The sequence below is a fragment of the Rhodanobacter sp. KK11 genome (assembly GCF_033345435.1).
Classification (GTDB): domain Bacteria; phylum Pseudomonadota; class Gammaproteobacteria; order Xanthomonadales; family Rhodanobacteraceae; genus Rhodanobacter.
In genome coordinates this window covers 17,854-37,056 of the sequence record NZ_JAWPMI010000003.1, presented here as the reverse complement: position 1 = coordinate 37,056, position 19,203 = coordinate 17,854, and the positions used below count along the sequence as shown (strand labels likewise).

22 protein-coding genes are annotated in these 19,203 nt (G+C 68.5%); 12 read left to right on the top strand and 10 right to left on the bottom strand.

From position 1 onward, the window contains the following. Positions 1-3 precede the first annotated feature (3 nt). The 6 genes from R5H19_RS08030 to R5H19_RS08005 all read right to left on the bottom strand — a co-directional run bounded on the left by R5H19_RS08030 (position 4) and on the right by R5H19_RS08005 (position 4,790). Complete coding sequence (locus R5H19_RS08030) at positions 4-699, bottom strand: VIT family protein (protein ID WP_318158477.1); 696 nt, start codon at positions 697-699, stop codon at positions 4-6. 109 nt (positions 700-808) lie between these two features. Then, positions 809-1,840 carry an aldehyde reductase gene (locus R5H19_RS08025; protein ID WP_318158476.1) on the bottom strand — a complete coding sequence of 344 codons (1,032 nt, stop codon included), beginning with the start codon at positions 1,838-1,840 and terminating at the stop codon, positions 809-811. A 43-nt stretch (positions 1,841-1,883) separates the two neighbouring features. After that, positions 1,884-2,588 carry a glutathione S-transferase N-terminal domain-containing protein gene (locus R5H19_RS08020; RefSeq protein ID WP_318158475.1) on the bottom strand — a complete coding sequence of 235 codons (705 nt, stop codon included), beginning with the start codon at positions 2,586-2,588 and terminating at the stop codon, positions 1,884-1,886. A gap of 103 nt (positions 2,589-2,691) precedes the next feature. Further along, positions 2,692-3,096: a host attachment family protein gene (locus R5H19_RS08015; RefSeq protein ID WP_318158474.1), complete on the bottom strand. Its 405-nt coding sequence runs from the start codon at positions 3,094-3,096 to the stop codon at positions 2,692-2,694. A gap of 171 nt (positions 3,097-3,267) precedes the next feature. Then, complete coding sequence (locus tag R5H19_RS08010) at positions 3,268-3,888, bottom strand: CPBP family intramembrane glutamic endopeptidase (protein ID WP_318158473.1); 621 nt, start codon at positions 3,886-3,888, stop codon at positions 3,268-3,270. A 218-nt stretch (positions 3,889-4,106) separates the two neighbouring features. Continuing rightward, positions 4,107-4,790, bottom strand: a complete 684-nt coding sequence (locus tag R5H19_RS08005; protein WP_318158472.1) for a GNAT family N-acetyltransferase — start codon at positions 4,788-4,790, stop codon at positions 4,107-4,109. 203 nt (positions 4,791-4,993) lie between these two features. On the opposite strand from R5H19_RS08005, the gene R5H19_RS08000 reads away from it, so the two are divergent. The 5 genes from R5H19_RS08000 (at position 4,994) to R5H19_RS07980 (ending at position 9,417) form a co-directional block, all read left to right on the top strand. Beyond that, positions 4,994-6,676: a winged helix-turn-helix domain-containing protein gene (locus tag R5H19_RS08000; protein WP_318158471.1), complete on the top strand. Its 1,683-nt coding sequence runs from the start codon at positions 4,994-4,996 to the stop codon at positions 6,674-6,676. A gap of 99 nt (positions 6,677-6,775) precedes the next feature. Beyond that, positions 6,776-7,597, top strand: a complete 822-nt coding sequence (locus R5H19_RS07995; RefSeq protein WP_318158470.1) for an NAD-dependent protein deacetylase — start codon at positions 6,776-6,778, stop codon at positions 7,595-7,597. A gap of 68 nt (positions 7,598-7,665) precedes the next feature. Continuing rightward, a complete protein-coding gene (locus R5H19_RS07990; RefSeq protein WP_318158469.1) occupies positions 7,666-8,130 on the top strand; it encodes an SRPBCC family protein in 465 nt (154 codons plus the stop codon). Positions 8,131-8,540: 410 nt separating this feature from the next. Next, positions 8,541-8,897: a DUF1428 domain-containing protein gene (locus tag R5H19_RS07985; protein ID WP_318158468.1), complete on the top strand. Its 357-nt coding sequence runs from the start codon at positions 8,541-8,543 to the stop codon at positions 8,895-8,897. Positions 8,898-8,970: 73 nt separating this feature from the next. After that, positions 8,971-9,417, top strand: a complete 447-nt coding sequence (locus R5H19_RS07980; RefSeq protein WP_318158467.1) for an SRPBCC family protein — start codon at positions 8,971-8,973, stop codon at positions 9,415-9,417. Between the two features lie 138 nt (positions 9,418-9,555). Here R5H19_RS07980 and R5H19_RS07975 read toward each other — a convergent pair whose 3' ends face one another. The 3 genes from R5H19_RS07975 to R5H19_RS07965 all read right to left on the bottom strand — a co-directional run bounded on the left by R5H19_RS07975 (position 9,556) and on the right by R5H19_RS07965 (position 11,818). Beyond that, positions 9,556-10,470 carry a diguanylate cyclase gene (locus tag R5H19_RS07975; protein WP_318158466.1) on the bottom strand — a complete coding sequence of 305 codons (915 nt, stop codon included), beginning with the start codon at positions 10,468-10,470 and terminating at the stop codon, positions 9,556-9,558. A gap of 304 nt (positions 10,471-10,774) precedes the next feature. Further along, positions 10,775-11,143 (bottom strand): hypothetical protein, encoded by a 369-nt coding sequence (locus tag R5H19_RS07970; protein WP_318158465.1) that lies wholly within the window; start codon positions 11,141-11,143, stop codon positions 10,775-10,777. A gap of 177 nt (positions 11,144-11,320) precedes the next feature. Continuing rightward, positions 11,321-11,818, bottom strand: a complete 498-nt coding sequence (locus R5H19_RS07965; protein ID WP_318158464.1) for a hypothetical protein — start codon at positions 11,816-11,818, stop codon at positions 11,321-11,323. Between the two features lie 236 nt (positions 11,819-12,054). Here R5H19_RS07965 and R5H19_RS07960 point away from each other — a divergent pair, with 236 nt between their 5' ends. The 7 genes from R5H19_RS07960 to R5H19_RS07930 all read left to right on the top strand — a co-directional run bounded on the left by R5H19_RS07960 (position 12,055) and on the right by R5H19_RS07930 (position 18,573). Then, complete coding sequence (locus R5H19_RS07960) at positions 12,055-12,519, top strand: GFA family protein (protein WP_318158463.1); 465 nt, start codon at positions 12,055-12,057, stop codon at positions 12,517-12,519. Between the two features lie 60 nt (positions 12,520-12,579). Then, on the top strand, positions 12,580-13,338 hold the full coding sequence (locus R5H19_RS07955; RefSeq protein ID WP_318158462.1) for a metallophosphoesterase: 759 nt from the start codon (positions 12,580-12,582) through the stop codon (positions 13,336-13,338). Between the two features lie 94 nt (positions 13,339-13,432). Continuing rightward, complete coding sequence (locus tag R5H19_RS07950) at positions 13,433-13,912, top strand: VOC family protein (RefSeq protein WP_318158461.1); 480 nt, start codon at positions 13,433-13,435, stop codon at positions 13,910-13,912. A 290-nt stretch (positions 13,913-14,202) separates the two neighbouring features. Beyond that, entirely contained in the window at positions 14,203-14,856 is a 654-nt protein-coding gene (locus R5H19_RS07945; protein ID WP_318158460.1) for a glutathione S-transferase family protein, read from the top strand. A 151-nt stretch (positions 14,857-15,007) separates the two neighbouring features. After that, on the top strand, positions 15,008-15,415 hold the full coding sequence (locus tag R5H19_RS07940) for a VOC family protein (protein ID WP_318158459.1): 408 nt from the start codon (positions 15,008-15,010) through the stop codon (positions 15,413-15,415). A 221-nt stretch (positions 15,416-15,636) separates the two neighbouring features. Further along, positions 15,637-17,070 carry a GAF domain-containing protein gene (locus R5H19_RS07935; RefSeq protein ID WP_318158458.1) on the top strand — a complete coding sequence of 478 codons (1,434 nt, stop codon included), beginning with the start codon at positions 15,637-15,639 and terminating at the stop codon, positions 17,068-17,070. 120 nt (positions 17,071-17,190) lie between these two features. Next, positions 17,191-18,573 carry a chloride channel protein gene (locus R5H19_RS07930; RefSeq protein WP_318158457.1) on the top strand — a complete coding sequence of 461 codons (1,383 nt, stop codon included), beginning with the start codon at positions 17,191-17,193 and terminating at the stop codon, positions 18,571-18,573. A gap of 67 nt (positions 18,574-18,640) precedes the next feature. On the opposite strand, the gene R5H19_RS07925 is transcribed toward R5H19_RS07930, so the two are convergent. Next, the gene (locus tag R5H19_RS07925; RefSeq protein ID WP_318158456.1) at positions 18,641-19,177 is read right to left on the bottom strand and encodes a GNAT family N-acetyltransferase; all 537 of its coding nucleotides are present in this window, start codon (positions 19,175-19,177) and stop codon (positions 18,641-18,643) included. Between the last annotated feature and the right edge of the window lie 26 nt (positions 19,178-19,203).

Below are 19,203 nucleotides of genomic sequence, written 5' to 3'. Positions count from 1 at the left end.
GCGCTACGCGGCGGTGCCGAACAGCATGCCCACGCCGGTGGTGACCGCCATCGCCAGCGCGCCCCAGAACGTGATGCGCATGGCACCGACGCCCATCTTCGCGCCGCCGGCCCATGCCGCCACCGCGCCGAGCACGGCGAGGAACACCAGCGAGGTGGCGAACACCAGCGGCAGCAATTTCGCCTCCGGCGACAGCGCCACCACCAGCAGCGGCAGCGCGGAGCCCACCGCAAAGCTCAGCGCCGAGGCGCCGGCCGCCTGCAGCGGGCGCGCCTTCAGTGCCTCGGTAATGCCCAGCTCGTCGCGGGCATGCGCGTCGAGCGCGTCGTGCGCCATCAACTGCTCGGCCACCTGCCGGGCCAGCGCCGGGTCGAGCCCGCGGCCGACGTAGATCGCCGCCAGCTCGCGGTGCTCGGCTTCCGTCTGCGTCTGCAGCTCGTGGTGTTCGCGTTCGAGTTCGGCACGCTCGCTGTCGGCCTGCGAGTGCACCGACACGTACTCGCCGGCAGCCATCGACATCGCGCCGGCCACCAGCCCGGCGACGCCAGCGACCAGGATGTTCTGCCCACTGGCATGCGCCGCCGCCACGCCCAGCACCAGGCTGGCGGTCGAGACGATGCCGTCGTTCGCGCCCAGCACCGCGGCGCGCAGCCAGCCGATGCGGTCGGTACGGTGTCGTTCGTGATGGTGTCGTGGCATGCCGGCAATCTCGCGGGTCGGGTGACGCATTGTGCGCAAGTTGGCCGGCGGCCGTGCAAACGCTTCTCGTCCCACCGAGGCGGGCAACGGCCGAACTAGCCCTGCGCCTTCACGCCGCCTTCAACAGCCCAAGCTGCAGCAGGCTCTCGGCCGTGGCGACGACGGCCTCCTGCGGCGGCCGCGGCGACCAGCCCAGCACGCGCCGGGCCTTGGCGCTGCTGGCGTTCTTGTGCATGCCCAGCTCGGGCAGGATCTGCCTGACCGCCGGGTCGCGCAGCGCCGCCAGGCGTACCAGCCAGTTGGGCAGTTGCCGCGTGGGCACCTTGCGCGCCGACGCGCCCAGTTGCTGGCGCAGCGTCGTGGCGATCTCGCGTATCCACAGGAAGTCGCCGGCGACGGCGAGGAAGCGCTCCCCGGCTGCGGCCGGGTCGGTCATCGCGCGCAGGTGCAGGTCGGCCACGTCGCGCACGTCGACGACGCCGAAGCACAGCTGCGGGCAACCGGGCATGGCGCCATCCATCAGCCGCTGCACCAGCAGGATCGAGGTGGAATAGTCCGGCCCCAGTACCGGCCCGAACACGCCCACCGGGTTGACCACCGCAAGCTCCAGCGCGCCGCCCTCGCGCGCGATGAAATCCCACGCGGCGCGCTCGGCCAGGGTCTTGGACTTGATATAGGGCAGCACGCCCGCGCCGTCGAGGTCGGTCCAGCTCGTCTCGTCGAACGGCGCCGGCCGCGGCGCGTGGCCATAGCCCACCGCCGCGAACGAAGAAGTCAGCACCACGCGCCTGACGCCGGCGTCGCGCGCGGCACGCAGCACGCGCAGTGCGCCTTCGCGCGCGGGCACGATCAGCTCGTCCTCGTGCTTCGGGAGGTCCGGCGGGAACGGCGAGGCCACGTGCAGCACGTAGTCGCAGCCGGCCACCGCTTCCGGCCAGCCCGCGTCGCGCTGCAGGTCGGCCTCGACGAAGGACAGCCGCTCGCCTGGCTCGGCCCCGCCCTGCTTCAGCATCGCGCGCACCACGCCCTCGCGCTCGAGGCTGCGCACGGTGGTGCGCACCCGATGCCCCGCGGCCAGCAATTGCACGATGCAGTGACTGCCGATGAAACCCGACCCACCCGTGACCAGGACCGTGCTCATGTCGATCTCCGAGGTTGCTTCGTTGCGGCGTGATCGTGCGATCTCAACCGCGGCTGGGAATCTGCAGCCCGCGCTGCACCGCCGGGCGCGCCAGGCCGCGCTCGAGCCATGCGGCAACATGGACGAAACGCCCGAACTCCACCAGCTCGCGCGCCTCGTAGAACGTGATCAGGTTGTTCACCCAGCCCAGCGTGGCGATGTCGGCGATGGTGTAGTCCTCGCCCATCAGCCAGCGGCGACCGGCGAGCCGCTCGTCGAGCACGCCGAGCAGGCGCTTCGATTCGTTGACGTAGCGCTGCAGCGGGCGCTTGTCCTCGTACGCCTTGCCGGCGAACTTGTTGAAGAAGCCGACCTGGCCGAACATCGGCCCGATCGATGCCATCTGGAAGAACACCCACTGGATCGTCTCCCAGCGCCGCGCCGGGTCGGCGGGCAGGAACTTCCCGCTCTTCTCCGCCAGGTACATGAGGATCGCGCCGGATTCGAACAGGCCCAGCGGCTGTCCGCCCGGCCCGTGCGGGTCGATGATCGCGGGAATCTTGCCGTTCGGGTTGAGTGCAAGGAACTCCGGCGCGTGGCTCTCGCCCTGCGTGATGTCGACCAGGTGCGGCTCGTACGGCAAGCCGGTTTCCTCCAGCATGATCGACACCTTCACGCCGTTCGGCGTGTTCAGCGAATACAGCTGGATGCGATCGGGATGTTGCGCAGGCCAGCGTGTGCTGACGGGAAAGTCGGACAACCGGGTCACGTGGCACTCCTGCAGTAGGGAATCACTGCAAGGTGGGTGCTTGCCCCGGCCGGTTCAACCGCGGAGCACGCGGTGACGCGCCGACCTCATCCTTCCGGTGCCTTCACCAGGTCGCTTTCAACGCGCGCTCGATCTCTTCCAGCGGCGCACGGAACAGCGACTTGTTCACTTCCTCCACCATCCGCCTGATGGTTTCCTCATGCAGCAAGGGGCGCGTCTGTCCCAGTGTCTGCGGGTCGGCCACCAGCACCAGGTGCGCATACTCGTTCTTCAGCGCGGCGGCATTCAGGCGCTGCGCCAGTTGCTTGGCGAAGGTGGCTTCGTCCATCTCCGCCATGCTGCGCTCGGGCGGCTGACGCCCGGCCGGGCCGTCATGGGCAAGATCCTTCGGCCCCACCAGTTTCACCTGTTCGAGCGATACGTTGAGGCCCTTGCCGACGTTGCGCAGAAGTCGCGCGCCGGTGCCATCGGCCACCACGACCCATGCGCCAGTGGGAATCTTCTTCATCGGGATCTCCTCGGGTTGCCGGCGTATCGAATAGCGATGCGCCATGCTGCCAAGGCTAGCCTCGGGGACGTGATGCCGATGGAAAACCTGGCCCAGGGCAACAGCTTGCAGGCCCGGGCTACCGCGCCGTCAGCATCTGTCGCAGGCGATCGGACACGCCCGGAACCGGGCTCAAGCCACCGTGCGCACAGCCACCATCAGGCACATCGTGACGTTCAAGGTGGCGTGCACCAACCATGACCCGAGGATGGAACCCGACTTGATGCGCAGCCAGCCCATCACGAGGGCCAGCAGGAAAATAAGCGGCAGCAGCATCCACATCTGCGGCATCGCCTGCAGGATCAGCAGATGGGGTACCAGGAAGACAAGCGCCTGCAGCAGGTTCGCCCATATCAGCGACAACCGCCGCGCCAGGCTTCCGGCGATCAAGCCACGGAATACCAGCTCCTCGACGAAACCGGTCTGCACCACACCGTAAAGCAGCGCCATCACGATGGCCTGCACACCCAGCCCCAACCCGGCAAAGGCCCGCTGCGGCGACCCCTCCTGCACAAACGGCGCCACCGGCGGTTGCCAGAGCAGCAGCACGCAGGTCAAGGCCAGTGCTATCGCCGCGCTGATCAGCAGGTAGCGGGTACTCGACCCCTGCAAGCCCGCACGGCGCGCGATGTCGGCGAAGCGTCGTCCATGTCGCCGTTTGTGCCAGACGACATAACCCAGGAAGGGCACGCCGGCCAGCAACAGCACCGCAATCAACGCGTTCACGACGGGCGCTGCAAGCCACATGGTCATCCCCTGTTTTGCGGAAGGAACCGGACTCGGGAACCCGCCGAGCCTCTCCCCCGGCTACCCATGATCCGACGCCGGGCGGATGCTGCCACGGCCATCGTGGACGCCGCCACTGTCTTTCGTCACATAACCCGGCACGCCATGACCAGGCTTCGCCGGCAATCACGTGAGCGGTCGAACCGGCGGCTTCGTCCGCACCCTGCAACGTCGCCGGCGGTGGTTCATGCGGGCGCGCGGCGCAGCGACCAGAAGCCGATGTCGCGCCGGTGGCGGTAGCCGATCTGTTCGTACAACTGCTTCGCGCGATGGTTCTGGTGGCTCACGTGCAGGAACGGCAATCGGCCACGCTCGAGGTTGTCGTTCGACAGCAGCGCCAGCAGGCGCCGTGCGTAGCCGCAGCCATTGAAGTCGGGATGCGTGCAGACGGCGCTGATCTCCTGCTGCGCGTCGGTGCCCAGCCGCTCGCCGATCATCGCCGCCAGCCGGCCATCCCGGTAGATGCCGAAATAACGGCCCAGCTCCATCGTGCGCGGGCGGAAGTAATGCGGATACACCAGCGCAGTCAGCGCCAGCACGTCGGCGCGATGCGCCTCGGTCAGCTCGATCACCGGCGGCCCGTCGATCACCGCGATCGGCGCCGGGCAGATCATCTGCGCCAGCGGCGCGAATGCATCGAGCGTCCAGCTGCGCGGCAGCGTGGGCGCGACGCCGAGCAGGTAGACGGACTCGTCCACCTCGACCAGCGAGGCGACCGCCGCGGCCACGTCGGCCTGCGCGCTCGCCACGCCCAGAAACGGGGCGAACGGTGCCGGGTAACGCGCCGCCTCGCCGCGGCGCAGCGCGATGGCCCGATGCCGGCTGCACAGTGCGGACCAGAACGGATTGTCGAGCTCGGTCGGGTTCATGCCGCCATGCTAACGCGCCGGCGTCGCGTGCCGAACCTGCCGCGACAGGGCAGGCGGCCAGCCGGATCTTGCACGCACGGTGCGTGGCGCGCGCATCGGGACAAGCCCCGGGATCACGCAAGAAACCTGCCGTCCGACGTCGCCATAGGCAGGCCAAACGACCCTTGACCGATCTTGAACGACCGATGTGATATGGCCGTGCCATGGTCACGGGCTCGACGGGTTCCAAGGTGGGCTACGCGTTCGGCGACATACGCGTCGAACCGGTTGCACATCGCGTGCTGCGCAACAACCAGGAGCTCGAACTGGAACCGAAGGCCTACGCCGTGCTGCTGGAGTTCCTGGCCCACCCGGGCGAGCTGATCCAGCGCGACGACCTGCTGGACCGCGTCTGGGGGCACCGCCACGTGGCACCGGCGACCCTGAGCCGGATCGTCGCACAGCTGCGGCAGAAGCTCGGCGACGTCGCCGCCGCGCCGCGCTACATCCAGACCGTGCACGGTTGCGGCTATCGCCTGATCGCCAGCGTGACGACGACCGCCCCCGTGCAAACCGACACGCCGGTTGCCACGTCGCCGATACGCCGGCAACAGGACGGCGACCGGCGCACCATCGCCGTGCTGCCCTTCGTCAACATGAGCGGCGAGCTGGAGAACGAGTACTTCAGCGACGGCATCGCCGAGGAAATCCTCAACCTGCTGACCCGGCTGCCGCAGCTGAAGGTGTCGTCGCGCACCTCGTCGTTCTTCTTCAAGGGCAAGCAGATCGACATCCCGATGGTCGCGGCCAAGCTCGACGTGAGCACGCTGCTCGAAGGCAGCGTGCGCCGTGCCGGCAACCGCGTGCGCATCAACGCGCAACTGATCGACGCGGCTTCCGACTCGAACCTGTGGGCCGAGACCTACGACCGGGAACTGCGCGACGTGTTCGCCATCCAGGACGACATCGCGCAAAGCATCGTCGATGCGCTGCGGGTCACCTTGTCGCCGAAGGAACGGCGCGCCATCCAGTACGTGGCCACCGCCGACGTGCAGGCCTATGACGACTACCTGCGCGGCCGCAAGTACTTCTACGCGTGGAACCGGCGCGACTCCCTGCGCGCGATCGAGATGTACAAGCAGGCGATCGCGAAGGATGCGAAGTACGCCGCGGCATGGGCCGGCCTGTCGGACGCGTACGTCATGCGCTACCGCTTCCTGGACGCCGACATCGGGCACGTCGCCAAGGCCCTGGATGCCAGCGAACGCGCCGTGCAGCTGGATCCGGACTCGGCCGAGGCACACGCCTCGCGTGGCCTTGCACTGTACATCGACCGGCAGTTCGAGCAGGCCGAACGACATTTCGAAACGGCAATGATGCTCAACCCGAATCTGTTCGAGCCCTACTTCCTCTATGGGACGATCTGCAGCTCGCTGGGCAATTTCGAGAAGGCCGCCTGGCTGTACCTGCGCGCCGCCGAGGTCAGCCCCGCCGATTACCTGCCGCTGGTGTACCTGTGCCAGGCCTACAGCGAGATGGGCCGCAAGGACGACGAGAACAAGGCGCGCCGCCGCGCCATCGGCCTGATCGAACGGGCGCTGGAGGTGAATCCCGACGACGCGCGCGCCCGCTACATGGGCGCGGCGAATTTCGCCACCGTGGGCGAAAAAGCCAAGGCGATCGAGTGGGCGAACCTGGCGCTGCGTTCGAGCGAAGACGAACCGATGGTGTTCTACAACGCCGCCTGCACGTTTGCCGTGCTGGACGAGCATGAGCGGGCGATCGACTTGCTCGAGCGCGCCGTGCAGCTCGGCTGGGGCGATCGCGCCTGGATGCAGAACGACAGTGACCTGGCCTCGCTGCGCGACAAGCCCCGCTTCCAGGCGCTGCTGGACAGCCTGCACTGAAACGAAGGCGCGGCGCCCCGGATGGATCGCCGCCGCGCGCGCCTGCCGGAAACCCCGCCCGCCCCTGTTTTCCAGCCACCGCGACCCCACTTCCAGCCGATGACTCCACTGCAACAGTTCATCGAAGCCCACCCGCGCCTGTTCGTGCTGACCGGCGCCGGCTGCAGCACCGACTCGGGCATTCCCGACTACCGCGACCGCGACGGCCAGTGGAAGCGCCCGCCGCCGGTGAACTTCGCCGCGTTCATGCACGAGCCCGCCACGCGCCAGCGCTACTGGGCGCGCAGCCTGGTCGGCTGGCGGCGCTTCGGCAACGCGCTGCCGAATGCCACGCACCACGCGCTGGCCGAGCTGGAGCGGCGCGGCCAGGTCGAACTGCTGGTGACGCAGAACGTGGACCGCCTGCACCAGCGCGCCGGCAGCGAGCGCGTGATGGAGCTGCACGGCCGCCTCGACGAGGTACGCTGCATGGGCTGCGACTGGCGGCTGCCGCGCCAGGTGTTCCAGCAGCTGCTGGTGCAGCGCAACCCGGCCTGGGCGACGCTGGACGCCGCTGATGCGCCGGACGGCGACGCCGATCTCGAAGGCCACGACTTCGCCGCCTTCGACGTGCCGCCCTGCCCGCGCTGCGGCGGCATCGCGAAACCCGACGTGGTGTTCTTCGGCGAAGCGGTGCCGCGCGCGCGCGTGGACATCGCCACGCGTGCCTGGCAGGCCGCCGACGCGGTGCTGGTGGTGGGCTCCTCGCTGATGGTGTATTCCGGCTACCGCTTCGTGCATGCCGCCGCAAGCGCCGGCAAGCCGGTGGCGGCGGTGACGCTGGGCCGTACCCGCGCCGACGCGCTGCTGGCGCTGAAGGTGGACGCACCCTGCCACGAGGCGCTGCAATTTCTCCGCCGGGCGTCGCCGTCGCTCGCCTGAAAGGCAACATGAAGGCTGCATCGCACGCCACGGCGGCGCAAACTCGCGTGCAACCCGGGAGATGGCCCATGAACGACCGCATCGAGAAACGCATCGAGCTGCAGGCCCCGGTGGCGCGCGTGTGGCGCGCGCTCACCGACCCGCGCGAATTCGGCAGCTGGTTCCGCGTGGCGCTGTCCGGGCCGTTCGAGCCCGGGCGGGAGTCCGTCGGCCACATCACCTGGCCCGGCTACGAGCACATCGCCTGGCGTGCGGTGGTCCGGGCGATGGAGCCGGAGCGGCTGTTCAGCTTCACCTGGCACCCGTATGCCATCGAGCCGGGCGTGGACTATTCCGGCGAGCCGCCGACCCTGGTCGAGTTCCGCCTCGAGGCGCGCGGCGACGGCACGCTGCTGACCCTGGACGAATCAGGCTTCGACCGCGTCCCCGCCAGCCGCCGCGCCGAGGCGTTCCGCATGAACGACCAAGGCTGGAGCGTGCAGATGGAGAACATCCGCCAGCACCTCGAAGGCGCCGCCGGCCGTGGCCGTTAGCGTGCCGGTGCGGCTGCAGGCATTCGTGGCGCCATGAAGGCACGACCCAGCCGGCGTGGGCCGGGATGATCTTCCCGCCATCCGTGGTCTTCTCCCACGGCAGCGAGAACACGCCGCCATCCTGCGTGGCCTCGCCGCCGGCCGCGCGAGCCGCTCCCGAACCGGCCGTCGCCAGGAGGAGCCCGCACGGGAGGAAAAGCCGTGGCCCGTTCATCGCGTACCCCATTGCGCCGGGTCGCGGCCGGATGGCATGCCGGGCAAGCCTGCCCTCATCGGCAGGACCGACGAGAGCGACGCCCCCTTTCACGCGAAAATGCGCCCGCACATGGCTCCATGTCGATCCGACCCATGCCTGTTCGTCGCCCCATGAAGGTGGCCACCGCGGTCGCCATTTCCCTGAGGAGACAGCCATGTCCTACATCGATGGTTTCGTGATCGCCGTGCCCAACGCCAACCGCGACAAGTTCGTCAGGCATGCCGGTACCTTCGACGTCATTTTTCTGGAGCTCGGCGCCACGCGCGTGCTGGAGTGCTGGGGCGACGACGTGCCCGAAGGCAAGCTCACCGATTTCCGCCGCGCCGTGCAGGCGAAGCCGGACGAATCGGTGGTGTTCTCCTGGATCGAGTGGCCGGACAAGGCCACCCGCGACGTCGGCATGGAAAAAATCATGAAGGACCCGCGCATAGAGGCGGCCGGCGACCTGCCCTTCGACGGCAAGCGCATGATCTTCGGCGGCTTCACGCCGGTCGTGGAATTGCCGGCGTAGCCGCGACGTCCCTCCCGCCCCATCCGCTCGCCCTGCGGGGCGAAGGTTCTTCATTTTTGCCACGGAAGCCATCATGACCACCCATACCGTTCGTCTCCACCGTGTGCTGCGCGCGCCGCCCGAGCGGATCTACCGCGCCTTCCTCGATGCCGACGCCATCGCCAAGTGGCTGCCGCCGAACGGCTTCACCTGCAAGGTGCACCAGCTCGATGCGCGGGTCGGCGGCAGCCACCGGATGACCTTCACCCACTTCTCCAGCGGCAACGGGCACAGCTTCGGCGGTACCTACCTGGAGCTCGTGCCGGACCAGCGCATCCGGTACAGCGACCGCTTCGACGACCCCGGCCTGCCCGGCGAGATGACCACCACCATCACGCTGCGTGCGGTGTCCTGCGGCACCGAGATCGACATCGTGCAGGAAGGTCTGCCCGAGGTCATTCCCGTCGAGCAGTGCTGCCTGGGTTGGCAGGAATCACTGCTGCTGCTCGGAAAACTGGTGGAGGCGGAGATCCCGGGCTGACCGCACGGCGGCAGCCGGCTGGCATGACGCCGGCACGGCCGCGGATGCCGGTGGCGCCGACGACAAGCGCGGCGTCGCCGCCCAGGCGCGCCTGCCGGTCGTGGCTGCGCAACATGTCGTGATCACGACGGCAGGCTTTCAGCGGCCGCTGTCGCGCGCATCCGCTTCGCCCGCCGTGCGGCGATGCTTCTTCTGCGCGTAGAGCCTGGCATCGGCCGCCTCCAGCAACGAGGCGGCCCGGTCGCCATCCGCCGGCGCGGTGGCGACGCCGATGGTGATCCCGGGGTAGGCCGCCTCGCGGGCGGCGCCTTCGCGCACGACCTCGCTGATGCGGTGGGCGATTTCCAGTGCGCCGGCATGGTTCGTGTCCGGCAGCACGGCAATGAATTCGTCGCCGCCGTGCCGCCCCAGGTGATCGCTTTCGCGCAACATCCCGCGCATGGTGTCGGCGACCCAGGTCAGGGCGCGGTCGCCCATGCTGTGCCCGTAGTGGTCGTTGATGAATTTGAAGCGATCCAGGTCCATCGCCAGCACGCTCAGGGGCTGCTGCCGAAGCCGGTGGAGGCCCAGTTCGGCGTCCAGGCGGGACAGGATGCCCCGGCGGTTGAGCACCCCGGTGAGCGGGTCCTTGAGCGCCTCGGTCTGCAGTTGGGCCTGCGTGGCCTCCCAGTTGGCGGTCATCCGGTTGAAGCACTCGGCCAGCACCGCCAGCTCGTCCCGCCCATCGACGTCCACGCGCACCCCCGGCTGTCCTTCCTCGATGCGCCGGGCGGCATGCGTCAACGCATGCAACGGCCGCAGCAGGGAGCGCAGGAAGACCACCACCAGCAACCCTGCCACGGTCAGGGTGATCAGCCAGATCCCCATCAGCCAGCGCAGTTGGCTCTTGCGCTGGGCGGCGGCGTGCTCGTAGCGCGCCTTGAGCACGCCGGACAGGCTCGCGCGTGCCCCCGAGACGTCCCGGATGGCGCGCTCCAGCTCCGTGCGCGTGTTCAGGCTGGCAACGGCCCCGCTCGCATGCCGGGCATGCACCTGCTCGATCAGGCGACGCACCGAGGGACGTGCCTGCACCCAGGCGTCTTGCGCATCGTCCAGGGCTCCCTTAGGGATGCCCTGGTCTATTCAGCGCAGGCGGCACCGGTTCTGTCTGTTCGCAGATTCGTGGTGCGCGGACGAAGGCAGGCGTCCGCCTGTCGAGGAGGCGCGCCGCGGAGATGCGGACAGACAGAGCCGGCCCCACAGCTCAAAACATAATGATGGGGTGATATCCAGAAGGCCCGCAGGCGGTAGCGCGCGGCTTGCCAAGGCAGCCAGCCTTGCCTGCGCCACGCGCTACCACCTGCGAACCTTCTGGATATCATGCCGCCTGCGCTGAATAGATCAGGGCATCCCTAGGCACGTCCTTGACGTCCATGCCGACATGAATGGCGGAAAAGCTGTCGTCGATGTTCCGGGTCAGCGCGGCAAAGTCCGGTACCGAGTCGTTCGACTCGGCCAGCAGTTCATCCACCAGCGCCTGCTGAAGGTAGTACTCCAGCGTGCCCAGCGGGAGCAGTCCGTTTACCGACTCCTCGACGGAATCGCGAAAAGCCATCTCCTGCTCGTTCAGTACCGCCATGCTCACGGCACTGAGGACGGCAAGCGGCAGCAAGAGAAGCGCGATGATCGCCGTCATCCGCTGCCGTACCGAAAGCCTGCGCAGTAGCGCCTCGGGGTTTTTTTCCATCACTGCCGCCTTGCCTTTTCCATGACCATGCGAATGCCGCACCCGACATCTTTCGTGGTGCGCGGGTCATCGTACAGTGAGCCGGCCGGGTCGGAAGCGCCTCGTCGCCATCGCTGCCCCGGCGACGAAGCGGGCGGGCCCGGGGTGACGGCCTGTCCCTCGCTCCCTCGTCGCCCCTCACAACAGCGTGCAGTTGCAGCAGCCTTTCTTGTTGAGCGTCTCGGCCCGGTGGGCCTCGCTGCTCGTGCCGCCCGTGCTGCGCCGCAGGTCGTCCTTGTCCAGGGTGTCCAGGGTATCGAGCACGTCGTACATGAAGCCGTAGTCCGCATCGACGGGCTCCACATGGTCCACGTGGGTCAGTGCCTTCAGGCACGCCACCCACTCGTCGTAGCTGCCGACGAAGACCCGTCTTTCACCGCCGAACTGCTGGATCGTGGCGTCCACGATCACCTCTTCGCCCGTATGGGCCCAACGAAGAAGCACGCTCGTGTGGGAGGTCTTTTCCCGCAGCGGAATGCGCACCGCCTTCTTTCTCCGCTCGGTCGGGGGGTCGCCGACGTAGTTGCCGAAACCCACGTCGAGAAGCAGCTTCGTCACGCCCGCGCAGTCCCCCTTGTTCCGGGTGGAATACGGCAGGGCCCAGTCCGTCAGCTGTTCGTTGGTCAATCGAGACATGGCACGCTCCGCAAGGCGGAAAGGTGATGAACCGATGTCGCAAAGCGGCCTCAGCTTACTCCGCAGGCGGCCGCCGGACAGCCGCCCCGACTCAAGACAGCGAAGACCATGGCCCGAATGCCGTCCCTCCCCCTTGCCCAGGCGGCGGCAAGTGACCTGCCGGAGCCCGTGTGACTAAATAAGCCGTCCGGGAAACCGGAACTGCCCCGGCACCCTTTCCACGCGAGGAACTGCCCATGCCGTACCCACGACAGCTTCCTGCCACCGGCACCTGCCGCTGCGGCCGCGTACGCCTGCGCGTCACCAAGCCGGCCATGCTCAGCATGGCGTGCCACTGCCACGGCTGCCAGAAGATGACCGGCAGCGCATTCTCGCTGTCGTTGGCCCTGCCCGCCGACGGGGTGGAGGTGATCGCCGGCGAACTGGTCCGCGGCGGCCTGCAGGAGGAACACAGCCACCTGTACTGCGCGTTCTGCAAGTCGTGGGTGATGACCCGGCCGGCCGGGCTCGACTGGCTGGTGAACCTGCGCCCCTCGGTACTCGACCCTCATGCCGACTTCGTGCCTTTCATCGAAACCTGCACCGATGCCCGGCTCGCCTGGGCATCGACCCCGGCCCGGCACAGCTACGCCGGCTTCCCGCCGATGGAGGACTACCAGCCGCTGGTCGAGGCCTACGCCGCCGCGACCGCGGATGCCTGATCCACGTGCCCGAGCCTGTCGGCTCAGGGCGCGCCACGATAGTCAAGAACGGAGCACCGCATGCGCCTGCACATCCTGTCCGATCTGCACCTGAGTGCGCACGGCATGCCGCCGCCCGAAGTGGTGGCGGACGTGACCATCCTTGCCGGCGACATCCGACGCCCGGCGGCCGAGGCGATGCAATGGGCGGCCGGCCTGGGTCGCCCGGTGCTGTACGTCCCCGGCAACCACGAGTTCTACGGCGGCGCGATCCCGCAAGTGCGCCAGGCGCTGGCGCGCAGCGCCGGCGAACACGGCATTGGGCTGCTGGACCAGGACACATGCACGATCGGCGGCGTGCGCTTCGTGGGCGCCACCCTGTGGACGGATTTCGAGCTGTTCGGCGTCGACGGCAAGGATCTCGCGATGACGGCGTCGGCGCAGTTCATGCGCGACTTCGCCGCCATCCGCAACGCCGACGGCAGCGTGTTCACCCCGGCCGATGCCTGCACGCTGTTCGCCGAACAATACGCCTGGCTCGCCTCCGTGCTGGAGCAACCCTTCGCCGGGCCGACCGTGGTCGTCACCCACCACGCGCCGACCCCGCGCAGCGTCCACCCGCGCTTTGCCGACTCGCCGGTCAGCGCCGCCTTCGTGTCCGACTGCAGCACGCTGATGGGCCGCGCCGTGTTGTGGGTCCACGGCCACACCCACGACAGTTTCGACTACACCGCGAACGGCACCCGCGTGGTGTGCAACCCGCGCGGCTACAGCGTCGGCGGAGTCAACGAGAACCCGCATTTCGACCCGTGCCTGTGCATCGAAGTGGCGGTCGGCTGACAAGGGGCGCGCTGCGGCGGCGCCATGTCGATCCGCGCCCCCGCCGTTCGTCGGCTGCAGGAAGAGCCACTTCCCCCGACCCAGGAGCAACGGCATGATGAGCAAGAACACGATCTGTCTCTGGTACGACGGCGCCGCGCTGGACGCCGCCACGTTCTACGCCAGAACCTTCCCGGACAGCACCGTGGGCGCCGTCCACCGCGCGCCGGGCGACTACCCCGCGGGCAAGCAGGGCGACGTGCTGATGGTGGAGTTCACCGTGATGGGCATCCCCTGCCTGGGCATGAATGGCGGCCCCGGCATGCCGCACAACGAGTCGTTCTCGTTCCAGGTGGCCACTGACGACCAGGCCGAAACCGACCGCCTGTGGCACGCGATCATCGACCACGGCGGCCAGGCCAGCGAATGCGGCTGGTGCAAGGACCAGTGGGGCCTGTCGTGGCAGATCACCCCGCGCGCCCTGATCGCCGCGGTCACCGACCCTGATCCTGCCGCGGCCAGGCGCGCGTTCGAGGCCATGATGGGCATGACCAAGATCGACATCGCCGCGATCGAGGCGGCGCGGCGCGGCTAAATTCCCATCTCCCTCCGGCGACTGAAAGGAGTCCCCTTGCGGGTGAGAAGGTGGCCCGACCTGCCGGTGCGGATGCACCGGCGGAACGGCGAAGCCGGCCCCACTGGGGCGAGCGCCATGGATGGCGCGAGTCAGGGCCGGATGAGGGTACGGGCGAAGCGAGGCAATGCAGGCATATCGGATCCTGTACATCGCGCTACGCCCGAACCCTCACCCCAACCCCTCTCCCGGAGGGAGAGGGGCTTTATACAGCCGAACCACATCGTCAATCAGGTTATCTGGAGTTCCCCATGACCCCCACCATCACCGCCTTCGAAAGCTCGCCCGACCGCGGCCAGGGGCTCGCGCGCGACATGCGTGTGCGCTGGGCGCTGGAAGAAACGGGCCAGCTTTACGACGTCCGCCTCGTTTCGTTCAAGGCCATGAAGGAACCCGCGCACCGCGCGCTGCACCCGTTCCGGCAGATCCCCACCTACGAGGAAGGCGAGCTCGTGCTGTTCGAGTCCGGCGCCATCGTGCTGCATGTCGCGCAGCGCCACGCGGGCCTGCTGCCGGACGACGCGAACGCCCGGGCGCGCGCCGTCATGTGGATGTTCGCCGCGCTCAGCACGATGGAGCCGCCGATCCTCGAACTGCAGACCGCGAAGTTTGCCGAGGGCGACAAGCCCTGGAGCGCGCAGCGCCTGCCGCTGATCAAGGAGCGCATCCGCCACCGGCTGGGCGAACTTTCCACCCGCCTGGGCGACACCGACTGGCTCGATGGCGCCTTCAGCGCGGGCGACCTCATGATGGTGCACACGCTGCAGCGGCTGAAGCCGTCGGGCCTGCTGGACGGCTACCCGAACCTCGCCGCCTACGTCGCCCGCGCCGAAGCGCGGCCGGCCTATCGGCGCGCCTTCGCCGCGCAGCTGGCCGTGTTCACCGGCGCGCATCCGGCTGGCTGAGGGCCGCCGCGGCTTCCGGCCGGAGCCGGCCCGCGGATTTCAACCCTTCGTTCGCCCACGTCGAAAGCGCCGCCTGCCGTTCGTCGCATGGAAGGCAGCACGCATGCCTTGACCCCTTTCCACCCGCTGAAGGATCTCCGCCGTGTCCCGAATGATTTTCGTGAACCTCCCCGTCGGCAATCTCCATGCGTCCATGGATTTCTACCGATCGCTGGGCTTCGACAACAACGCTCGCTTCAGCGATGAAACGGCGGCGTGCATGGTATGGAGCGAGGCGATTTACCTCATGCTGCTCACCCACGCCCGGTGGCGCACTTTCACGGATCGCCCGATCCCGCCCGCAGGCGCCAGCGAAGTCGCGCTGGCGATCTCGTTGCCCGACCGCGCGGCCGTCGACGCCATGATCGAGGCAGCCGCCAAGGGCGGAACCGCCGACGTCAACCCCGTGCAGGATCTCGGCTTCATGTACAGCCGCTGCCTGGCCGACCCCGACGGGCACGTGTGGGAGCCGTTCTGGATGGACCCGGCAGCGATTCCCTCCGGCGACCAGCCGGGCTGAACGCGCCGGCATTCCGCTCAAGCGGCGAAAACCGGAACCGGGTTCGGCGCCCGCCAACCGGCTTTCCTGGAAAGCGGACTCGTTGAGGACGCTTCGCCTGCACTTGTGCGCCGAAGGCGGAGGCGTAGTCTTTTCCTTCCCCGATCCGGGTCCACAACAGAGCGTTCGAGGAAAGCGCGCTCCTGTTCCCGAAAGACGCCGGGGAAGGCGGAGGGCGTGCCATGGTCGAGTGGATCGAATACGCCAAGATGGCCGGTGCCTTCGTCGGCGCGCTGGGCATCGCCACGCTGGCCAAGCTGTACCACGACAAGGTGGTGGCCGGGAAAGACACCGAGCTGAAGATCAAGGATGCCGAACTGGCTCGCGTGCGGGCCGAGCTGGACAAGGCCGAGGCGCGTGCGCAGAGCGCCGAACGGGACGCGCTGCCGGCGCATCGCGACCTGACCCGGCTGCGCAGCCAGCTTGGCGAGGTGCTGGAACGGCTGGCGCAGGCCATGCAGGTGCAGGCAGCCTCGTTGTACATCCCGCTGTTCAATGCCGGCGACGAGCGCGGCAGCGCACCGCGCAGCTTCGCTTTCGTCGCGGCATGGAATATCGAACCCGCCGCAACGGCGGCGATCCTGAAGATGAAGCTGGTCGAAGCGTGGACCGTGGTGGGCGAGTGCTGGGACAAGGGCACGCCGATCACCGTCAACAACCTGCAGCGCAACGTCCGCCACGTGCCGTCGTACGACAAGCAGTCCGGCTTCGTGCCGGTCAACACGCTGGTGTCGCCGGTGCGCTGGCAAGGCCGGCCGGTGGGCGTGGCGCAGTTCTTCAACAAGACCGTGCCCGGCCGCACCTACGAAGTCGACGAACAGGGCTTCCGCGGCGACGACCGGCGGCTGCTGGCCGAGGCGCTGCAGGAAGCCGACGACACCGGCCTGGCGGGCAAGCTGCACTACTTCCAGTCCAGCCCGGACGCGCTGCGCTTCCTCGGCCTGCAGGGCGAGCTGGATCTGGAAAACGCGGTGATCATGTACGTGGACCTGACCCAGTCCTCGGCGCTGTATCGCGAGATGCCGCTGATCGAGGTGGCGCGCCTGATCAACCGCTTCAGTCGCAACATCTACAAGCGGGCGAACCCGTTCGGCGGCGTGCTGGAGAAATTCAACGGCGACGGCGTGCTGATCCGCTTCCACTACGACGAGGCCGACACGCGCGCTCCGCTGGGCAACCCGGCACTGCGGGCGATGTGCGTTGCCGCCGAACTGGTCGACGAATTCCGCAGCTTCAAGTCGTTGCACTGGCACGGTGTGGCGCAGGATCTCGCCGATTCGATCAAGCTGCGCGTCACCATCGCGCTGGGGCCGGTGATCTCGACCACGATGGGGCCGCAGCAATTCCAGCTGCCGACGGTGATGGGCCAGTGCGTGAACCGTTCGGCCAAAATGAGTGCCTACGCACCGCGCGACCGCGACGTGGTGCTGGTCGACGACAACGTGGGCCGGGCGCTGGAGCAGATCGACCCGGGCTACCTCGCCGCGCTCGCTGATTTCGACCAGTGGCTCGACCCCCGTGCCAGCCAGGCGGCCAGCCTCGCCGGCCATCGCTATTTCGAAGTCGAGCTGGAGCCGTTCCGGCGCGCCGCGGCCACCTCGCGGCGGACGCCCTGACCGCGCTGCTTCGACACCCTGCGTCATGGGAAACCGGCGCGACCGTGCCCGCGCCGGTGGCCCTGACGCCGCACATCCCTATACTTGCAAACCTTCATCCCCCGGCTCAGTGCCCCGCCCATGCCACGCCTACGCCTTGCCGAACCGCTCGTGATGCTGGCGACCGTGGTGCAATGGCTGGCGTTGTCGATGCTGACCGGCGCCGTGGTCGGCGTGGGTTGCAGCATCTTCCTGCGCTTCCTGTTCGCCACCGAGGGCCGCGTCTACGCGGTGCCGCTGGGGTGGCAGATGAGCCTGTTGATGCTCGGCGGGCTCGCCAACGGCCTGCTGCTGCATTACGGCTACCGGCTGAGCCGCAGCGGCTACAGCGACTCGCCGATCGTCGCGGTGAACGAGCAGCACGGCAGGATGCCGTTCCGGACCTTGTGGGTGAAGCCGCTCGCCGCGCTGATCACCCTTGGCTGCGGCGGTTCGGCTGGCAAGGAAGGGCCGTGCTCGCACATCGGCGCCAGCCTGGCTGCCGGCATCGGCCGGCTGCTGCACCTGAACCCCGAGCTGCGCAAGCGGCTGCTGGCGTGCGGGGTCAGCGCCGGCTTCGCCAGCGTGTTCGGCACCCCGGTCGCCGGCGCCATCTACGGCGTGGAGATGCTGGCGATCGGCCGCATCCGTCACGACTTCCTGTTTCCCGGCATCGTGGCCGGCGTCACCGCGTTCCAGGTCAGCAAATATCTGGGCGTGCCCTACCCCGTCTACCACATCGCCTTCGTCAGCGACTTCACCGAGCTGCTGTTCCTGAAGACCGTGCTGATCGGCATCCTGTGCGGCGCGGCGGCGTGGGTGTTCGTCGAGCTGCTGCAGCAGGCCAGGCGGCTGTTTGGACGTCTGCGCGACCGCTACGCGCTGTGGCCGCCGCTGCTGCCGCTGCTGGGCGGCGTGGTGCTGTCGCTGCTGATCATGGTCGTGCCGTCCGACTACCTCGGCCTGAGCCTGCCGATCATGGAACGCGCCCTGCACGGCGAGACGATGCCGTACCTGGGTTTCCTGTGGAAAGCGTTGCTGGTGGCGATCACGCTGGGCTCGGGCTTCTACGGCGGCATCGTGACCCCGCAGTTCGTGATCGGCGCCGTGCTGGGCGGCGCGTTTGCGCATCTGTTCGGGCTGGCGCCGGCGCTGGGCGCGGCGGTGGGCCTCGTGGCCGTGGTCGCCTCGGCGTCCAATGCACCGATCGCCGCCATCCTGATGGGCATCGAGTTGTTCGGCGCCGATTCGACGCTGTACGTGGCCGGCGCCTGCGTCGCCGCCTACCTGATCATCGGCCATCGCAGCGTCTATCCGGCCCAGCAGATCGCGTTCAGCAAATCGTCGTGGATCTTCGCCCACGCCGACCTGCCGGTCGGCCAGGAAAAGGTGCGCCTGTCGTACGGCCTGCTGCGCTGGTGGAGTGCGCGACGGCGCGGCGCTGCAAAGTCACGGGCCGCCGGGGACGGCGAAAAGGGGAGCTGAGCCGCCAAACCGCCCCGTGCGGCATGACGACTGGACGCCAGGGATCCGCGTCCCCGTCGATCGCTCTCTATTCCAGGCTCAGGTCGTAGATCACCGTGGCCGGATCCCGCGGATCCAGGCAGCGCTGGAAGCCGATGTTCGCCGCCAGACGATCGCCGCCGCCGGACCGGCTCGGGGCGTAGGCGCGCATGTGCCGGATGCCGCGCGCCCTTGCCGCGGCGATCAGGTGGCGCATCAGCAGCGAACCGACGCCGCGCTGCCGCCATTCGCCACTCACCGTGAGCGAGGCATCGCAGCGGTCGCCCGCGGCATTGGCATGAAACTGCGCCGCACCGATCTCCCGCTCGCGTCCCTCGTACGGGACCAGTGCGATGAAGCCCACGGCACAGGCCGGGTCGAGGTTGGTCAGCTCGCGCGCCACTTCCGGCGTCGGGTCGTGGACCAGGCCGAGAAAGCGCGAACTGCGGAACGCGGGCGACAGGTGGGTGAGAAACTCCAGTTCGAGCCCCGCGTCCTGCTGGCCGATCGAACGGATGCGCACGACCGTGCCGTCCGGCAGCCTCTCGTTCCAGCCCTCGCCCGGGGTTGCGTCGGTGTGTGCCATGGCATGCTCCGTCATCAACCGGATGC

Bases quoted from the DNA above. Each gene is read 5' to 3' on its own strand.
- R5H19_RS07960 (WP_318158463.1), top strand. From the start codon at position 12,055: ATGCCGTACCCACGACAGCTTCCTGCCACCGGCACCTGCCGCTGCGGC.
- R5H19_RS07965 (WP_318158464.1), bottom strand. From the start codon at position 11,818: ATGTCTCGATTGACCAACGAACAGCTGACGGACTGGGCCCTGCCGTAT.
- R5H19_RS07990 (WP_318158469.1), top strand. From the start codon at position 7,666: ATGAACGACCGCATCGAGAAACGCATCGAGCTGCAGGCCCCGGTGGCG.
- R5H19_RS07945 (WP_318158460.1), top strand. From the start codon at position 14,203: ATGACCCCCACCATCACCGCCTTCGAAAGCTCGCCCGACCGCGGCCAG.
- R5H19_RS08010 (WP_318158473.1), bottom strand. From the start codon at position 3,888: ATGACCATGTGGCTTGCAGCGCCCGTCGTGAACGCGTTGATTGCGGTG.
- R5H19_RS07950 (WP_318158461.1), top strand. From the start codon at position 13,433: ATGATGAGCAAGAACACGATCTGTCTCTGGTACGACGGCGCCGCGCTG.
- R5H19_RS08005 (WP_318158472.1), bottom strand. From the start codon at position 4,790: ATGAACCCGACCGAGCTCGACAATCCGTTCTGGTCCGCACTGTGCAGC.
- R5H19_RS08025 (WP_318158476.1), bottom strand. From the start codon at position 1,840: ATGAGCACGGTCCTGGTCACGGGTGGGTCGGGTTTCATCGGCAGTCAC.
- R5H19_RS07985 (WP_318158468.1), top strand. From the start codon at position 8,541: ATGTCCTACATCGATGGTTTCGTGATCGCCGTGCCCAACGCCAACCGC.
- R5H19_RS07980 (WP_318158467.1), top strand. From the start codon at position 8,971: ATGACCACCCATACCGTTCGTCTCCACCGTGTGCTGCGCGCGCCGCCC.
- R5H19_RS08015 (WP_318158474.1), bottom strand. From the start codon at position 3,096: ATGAAGAAGATTCCCACTGGCGCATGGGTCGTGGTGGCCGATGGCACC.
- R5H19_RS07940 (WP_318158459.1), top strand. From the start codon at position 15,008: ATGATTTTCGTGAACCTCCCCGTCGGCAATCTCCATGCGTCCATGGAT.
- R5H19_RS07995 (WP_318158470.1), top strand. From the start codon at position 6,776: ATGACTCCACTGCAACAGTTCATCGAAGCCCACCCGCGCCTGTTCGTG.
- R5H19_RS07935 (WP_318158458.1), top strand. From the start codon at position 15,637: ATGGTCGAGTGGATCGAATACGCCAAGATGGCCGGTGCCTTCGTCGGC.
- R5H19_RS07925 (WP_318158456.1), bottom strand. From the start codon at position 19,177: ATGGCACACACCGACGCAACCCCGGGCGAGGGCTGGAACGAGAGGCTG.
- R5H19_RS08030 (WP_318158477.1), bottom strand. From the start codon at position 699: ATGCCACGACACCATCACGAACGACACCGTACCGACCGCATCGGCTGG.
- R5H19_RS07970 (WP_318158465.1), bottom strand. From the start codon at position 11,143: ATGGAAAAAAACCCCGAGGCGCTACTGCGCAGGCTTTCGGTACGGCAG.
- R5H19_RS08000 (WP_318158471.1), top strand. From the start codon at position 4,994: ATGGTCACGGGCTCGACGGGTTCCAAGGTGGGCTACGCGTTCGGCGAC.
- R5H19_RS07955 (WP_318158462.1), top strand. From the start codon at position 12,580: ATGCGCCTGCACATCCTGTCCGATCTGCACCTGAGTGCGCACGGCATG.
- R5H19_RS07930 (WP_318158457.1), top strand. From the start codon at position 17,191: ATGCCACGCCTACGCCTTGCCGAACCGCTCGTGATGCTGGCGACCGTG.